General features: G+C 73.2%; 2 protein-coding genes. Both read left to right on the top strand.

The window, feature by feature from the left end; all coding sequences use genetic code 11:
* On the top strand, positions 1–1,949 hold a 1,949-nt coding region (locus FPZ41_RS46065; RefSeq protein WP_152870817.1), incomplete at its 5' end, for a ComEC/Rec2 family competence protein.
* A 120-nt stretch (positions 1,950–2,069) separates the two neighbouring features.
* Positions 2,070–2,581: arylamine N-acetyltransferase family protein (locus FPZ41_RS46060; RefSeq protein WP_194236461.1), on the top strand; the 512-nt coding region annotated here is incomplete at its 3' end.

Raw genomic sequence — 2,581 nt, 5'->3', positions numbered from 1 at the left:
GCGGGGGCTCCGAGCGTGGGGTCTGGCTGTCCTTGCTTCCATCCACGCGGGTGCGTGTCGCCGCGCAGGTCGTGCCGGCCGTGGTCGGTGGGGACCGGATCGCCGCCGTGCTGCGCGTGCGGGGCGGCGGGCCGCCGGAGGTCGTCGGGGCGGCGTCCGGGGTGCAGCGGTTCGCCGGGAGGCTGCGGAGCGGGCTGCGGGAGGCGACGGACGGGCTGGACGCGGACGCGCGGGCGTTGCTGCCGGGCTTCGTCGTCGGCGACACCTCGCGGGTGCCGGTCGAGTTGGACGAGGCCTTCAAGGCGACCGATCTCACCCATCTCCTGGCCGTCAGCGGGGCGAACTTCACCATCCTCCTCGCCCTGTTCATCGGCCCGCCCGGGCTTGCCCAACGCGTCGAACGCAGAGGGCTCGCGCCGCGGCTCGGTATCCCGTTGCGGGCGACCGCGCTGGCCGGGGGCGCGCTGACGCTGGGTTTCGTGATCGTGTGCCGGCCGGATCCGAGCGTGCTGCGGGCCGCGGCCTGCGGTTCGATCGCGTTGCTGGCCATCGCGACCGGGCGCCGCAGGTCCCTGATTCCCGCGCTGGCCACGGCGGTTCTGCTGCTGGTGCTGTACGACCCGTGGCTGGCCCGCAGCTACGGGTTCCTGCTCTCGGTCCTCGCCACCGGTGCCCTGCTCACCCTTGCCCCACGGTGGAGCGCCGCGCTCCAGCGGCGTCGGGTGCCGGCGGGCCCGGCGGAGGCGCTGGCCGCGGCTGCCGCCGCCCAGGCGGTGTGCGCCCCGGTCGTCGCGGTGCTGTCGGCGCGGGTGAGCCTGGTGGCGGTGCCGTGCAACCTGCTGGCGGAGTTCGCGGTGGCACCGGCCACGGTGCTCGGGTTCGCCACACTGGCGACGGCACCCGTGGCGATGCCGGTCGCCAAGGTCCTCGCGTCATGCGCGAGTTGGCCGACAGGGTGGATCGCGGACATCGCGCGCACGGGGGCTGCCATGCCCGGCGCGGGAGTGGACTGGCCGGGGAACTGGACGGGTGCGCTGCTGCTCGCCATGGTGACGGTGGTGGTCGTCCTCGTCGGGCGGCGGATCGTGAGCCGTCCCAGGATGTGCCTGGCAGGCCTTGTGGTGTTCCTGCTCGTGGTCGTGCAGCCGCCACCACTGACCAGGGTGATCACCGGGTGGCCACCGCCCGGTTGGCGGTTCGCGATGTGCGACGTCGGACAGGGAGACGCGACCGTGCTCGCGGCGGGCGACGGGACGGGGGTGGTCGTGGACGCGGGACCCGATCCCATGCTGGTCGACCGCTGTCTGAGCGCGCTCGGCATCACCAGAATTGCACTCGTCGTGCTGACTCACTTCCACGCCGATCATGTGGCCGGTCTGCCAGGCGTACTGCGCGGACGGTCGGTGGGCGCGATCGAGACCACGGGGTTTGAGGAGCCGGTGGACCAGGCCGAGTTCGTACGGAGACAGGCCGCGGCCCGGCGTATTCCCGTGACGCGGGCCTTGGCGGGGGAGGAGCGGCGCACGGGGCGTCTGGCATGGCGGGTGCTGTGGCCGCCGCCGAGCACCGGGCCGGCGCCAGAAGGACCCAACGACGCAAGCGTGACCATGCTCGTCCGGTCGGCCGGACTGACCCTGCTGATACTCGGCGATCTCGAACCCACGGCACAGCGGGCGTTGTTGAGATCCCCGGCCGCCGCGGAGCTGGGAGCTGTGGACGTGGTGAAGGTCGCACACCACGGCTCGGCCTACCAGGATCCGGACCTCATACGTGCCGTGGCGCCGCGGCTGGCGCTCATCTCGGTGGGGGCGGACAACCTGTACGGCCACCCGGCGCCGAGCACGCTCGCGGCGCTGCGGGCCGGGGGCGCGACGGTGCTGCGTACCGACGAGGACGGGGCGATCGCCGTCGCCGGTGCGGCGCAGGGGCTGCGAGTGGCGAGAGAGTGACGGACCGGGGGACTCGGCGCTTGGCGCCTCAGCCCTGGGCGGGGTGACCAGGGACCCTGCGGAGCGGTGAAACACCGGCGGGGCGGCGGGAGGCCAGCGGGGTGGCGGGAGACTGGTGCCATGGACTCCGCACAGGTCGATGCCTACCTTCGCAGGATCGGGGCCGAGTACCCCGCAGGGCCCACCCTCGACGCACTGCGCGAGCTGCAACTGCGTCATCTTCGGGCCGTGCCCTTCGAGAATCTCTCGGTCCACCTCGGCGAGAAGATCGTGCTCGACGAGGAGCCGCTGCTGGACAAGGTGGTCGGGGCGCGCAGGGGCGGGTTCTGTTACGAGCTGAACGGGGCGTTCGCTGCGTTGCTCACGGCGCTGGGCTTCGAGGTGACGCTGCTCGCGGCGCGGGTGTTCGGCGAGGCGGGCCGGCTCGGGATCCCGTACGACCATCTCGCGCTGCTGGTACGGACGGGGGACGGGGGTGAGTGGCTCGCCGACGTCGGGTTCGGGGCGCACAGTCTCTTCCCGCTGGCCTTCGGGGAGCGCGGGGAGCAGGAGGATCCGGGCGGCACGTTCCGGGTGGTCGAGGCGGCGGAGCGAGAGGAAGCAGAACGAGGGGAAGCGGAGCGAGGGGGAGG

The organism is Streptomyces acidicola, from assembly GCF_009377235.1.
In the GTDB taxonomy this organism is placed as follows: Bacteria; Actinomycetota; Actinomycetes; order Streptomycetales; family Streptomycetaceae; genus Streptomyces; species Streptomyces acidicola.
Note: the sequence above shows the minus strand (reverse complement) of the source record. Positions and strands in the feature narration are given on the sequence as shown.